The sequence below is a fragment of the Streptomyces sp. WELS2 genome, assembly GCF_013870595.1.
Classification (GTDB): Bacteria; Actinomycetota; Actinomycetes; order Streptomycetales; family Streptomycetaceae; genus Streptomyces.
In genome coordinates, this window is sequence record NZ_JACBWZ010000777.1 from 1 (window position 1) to 2863 (window position 2863).

General features: G+C 73.5%; 5 protein-coding genes. All 5 read left to right on the forward strand.

What is annotated here, in order from left to right; translation table 11 throughout:
- A partial coding sequence (locus tag H5J33_RS29650) for an MrpF/PhaF family protein (RefSeq protein ID WP_181797879.1) occupies positions 1–364 on the forward strand: 364 nt, incomplete at its 5' end.
- Positions 357–617 carry a hydrogenase subunit MbhD domain-containing protein gene (locus H5J33_RS29655; protein ID WP_181797880.1) on the forward strand — a complete coding sequence of 87 codons (261 nt, stop codon included), beginning with the start codon at positions 357–359 and terminating at the stop codon, positions 615–617. The genes H5J33_RS29650 and H5J33_RS29655, both read left to right, overlap by 8 nt.
- On the forward strand, positions 614–1351 hold the full coding sequence (locus tag H5J33_RS29660; protein WP_181797881.1) for an MnhB domain-containing protein: 738 nt from the start codon (positions 614–616) through the stop codon (positions 1349–1351). Before H5J33_RS29655 ends, H5J33_RS29660 begins: the two co-directional genes overlap by 4 nt.
- Before the next feature lie 31 nt (positions 1352–1382).
- A complete protein-coding gene (locus H5J33_RS29665) occupies positions 1383–1733 on the forward strand; it encodes a sodium:proton antiporter (protein WP_181797882.1) in 351 nt (116 codons plus the stop codon).
- The coding region (locus H5J33_RS29670) for a proton-conducting transporter membrane subunit (protein WP_309485518.1) at positions 1733–2863 on the forward strand (1131 nt) is incomplete at its 3' end. The genes H5J33_RS29665 and H5J33_RS29670, both read left to right, overlap by 1 nt.

The following is a 2863-nucleotide window of genomic DNA, read 5'->3' on the forward strand; positions in this document are numbered from 1 at the left end:
CCGGGTGATCGCCCAGAACATGACCACCTCCGCCGTCTGCCCGGCCCTGCTGCTGCTCTCCCAGGGCTACGGCCGCCCCGCCTACGTCGACCTCGCCCTGCTGCTCGCCCTGCTCGGCCCGATCGGCACGCTGGTCTTCGCGCGGCTGCTCTCCGACGAGCTGTCCGGAGGGCGCCCGGGCGCCTGGGGGCTGACCTGGACCGCGGCGGGAGCAGGCGCGGTCGTCGTGATCGCGCTGTGCGTGGCCGTCGGCCCCGGCCGCGCCCTGGTGAAACTGCTGGTGATCGGCGTCCTGTTGATCGGCGGCAACGTCATCGCCTCCCGGGCGCTGGCCGGTGGGTTCCGGGGGGTGCGGGGTGGCTGACCCGCTGATCGTCGTCGCCCTGCTGCTCGTCGCCGCCTCCGCCACCGCGGCCGTGGCCCAGCGCGACCCCGCCCGCCAGGCGCTGGTGCTGTCCTTCATGGGCGTGCTGCTGGCCGCGCTGTTCACCGTGCTCCAGGCCCCGGACGTGGGCCTGTCACAGCTCGCCGTCGGCTCGGCCCTCACCCCGCTGCTGATCATGCTCTCGGTGCGCAAGGTCAGACGACGGGGCCGCGCGAAAAAGGAGACGAAGTGAACCGGCTGCGGCTGTGGTTGCTGGCCGTGGGCGGCGCCGGGCTCGCCGCCCTGCTCGTCGCCGCCTGCCTCGAACTGCCCCGCTTCGGCGGCCGGCGCCACCCCTACGGAGACCGGGCCGTCCACGCCTCCCTCCTGCGGCACACCGCCAACACCGTCGCCTCCGTCAACTTCGACCAGCGTGCCTACGACACCCTCGGCGAGATGAGCATCCTGTTCGCCGCCGTCCTCGGCTGCGTGGTGCTGCTGCGCCAGGCCCGCGACGAGCACCGCGCCCGGCCCGAACCCGCCGAGGTGGCCCGCCCGGTCCGCCGCTACGCCCTGCTCGTGCTGCCCGTCGCCCTGGTCACCGGCCTCTACGTCATCGCCCACGGCCAGCTCAGCCCCGGCGGCGGCTTCCAGGGCGGGGTCGTCGCCGCGACCGCCCTGCACCTGCTCTACCTCGGCGCCGACTACGGCGCGCTGGAACGCGTCCGCCCGCTCGGCGTCTACGAGACCACCGACGCGCTCGCCACCGGCGCCTATCTCGTCCTGGGCCTCGCCCCGGTGCTGGCCGGCACCGCCTTCCTGGCCAACACGCTGCTGCCGTACGGCACGTTCAACACGCTGTCCTCCGGCGGCGCCGTCCCGCTGCTGAACGCGGCCATCGGCATGGAGGTGGCGAGCGCGGCCGTCGTGCTGCTCGCCCACTTCCTGGACCAGGCCGTCGAGATCGAGGAGGAGCACGGCAGTTGAACACCGCGGACCGATCCGAAAGGCGCACCCCGTGACGCACGTCCTGCCGTACCTGGTGGCCGCCTACCTCTTCCTGACCGGCTGCTACGGCCTCGCCACCAGCCGCAACCTCATCCATGCCGTGGGCTGCCTCGCGGTGTGCCAGTCCGCCACCTACGTCCTGCTGCTCGCCGTCGGCTACCGCGACGGCGGCACCGCACCCGTCTTCTCCGACCTCCGGCCCGGCTCCCGCCCGGTGGTCGACCCGGTGGTGCAGGCCCTCACCCTCACCGACATCGTCGTGGGCGCCACCGTCACCGCGCTGCTGCTCGCCCTCGTGCTGCAGATCGCCAAGCGGCACGGCACGGTCGACCCCGACGAACTGCGGGAGCTGCGCGGCTGATGCGCCATCTGCTCCCGCTGCTCGTCGCCCTCCCGCTGCTCGGCGCGGCCCTGCTGGTGGCCACCGGCCGCCGGCTGCCCCGGATCGCCGTCGAGATCACCGGCTTCACGGTCTCCGGAGGCACCACCGCCCTCGCCCTCGTCCTGCTGCCGAATGCCGCCCCGACGATGACCGAATGGGTCGGCGCCTGGCCGCCCGCCGGCCGGGAGAGCGTCGGCATCGTCGTCGTCGGGGACGGCCCGGCCCTCGGCATGGCCACGCTGGCCTCGGTGCTCACGCTCGCCGCCCTCGCCTACTCCTGGCGCTACTTCGACGCGCCCCCGCACAACCACACCGGCGCGTTCACCGCGCTGATGCTGGTCTTCCAGGGCGCCATGTGCGGATTCGCCCTCGCCGGCGACCTGTTCAACGCGTTCGTGTTCTTCGAGCTGATGAGCGTGGTGGCGTACGCCCTGACCGGCTACCGCATCGACGAGGCCAAGGCCGTCCAGGGCGCCCTCACCTTCGGCATCGTCAACTCCCTGGGCGCGTACGCCCTGCTGACGGGCATCGCCCTGCTGTACGCCCGTACCGGCGAACTGGCCATGGCGAGGATCGGCCACGGCCTCGATACGACCGGACCCGGCGGACCGGACGCGCTGGTGCTGGCCTCCTTCGTGCTGGTGCTCACCGGGCTGCTGGTCAAGGCGGCGGCCGTGCCCTTCCACTTCTGGCTGCCCGACGCGCACGCCGTCGCCCCCACCCCGGTCTGCATGCTGCTGTCCGGCGTCATGGTCGAGCTCGGCGCCTACGGCGTGTGGCGGGTGTACGGCACCGTCTTCGCCGGACCCGGCGGCATCCCCGCCGCCGACCTGACCCGGGCGCTGGTGACGCTCGGCGCCCTCACCGCCGTGACCGGCGCCGTCATGTGCTGGTACCAGCGGCACATCAAACGCCTCCTCGCCTACTCCACCGTCGCCCACACCGGACTGTTCCTCGTCGGCCTCGGCGTGCTCACCCCCGAGGCGGACGGCGGCGTCGCCCTGTACCTCCTCGGGCACGCCGGGGTGAAGGCCGCCCTGTTCGCCTGCGCGGGCGCCCTGCTGGACCGGTTCGGCAGCGTCGACGAATACTCCCTGCACGGCCGGGGC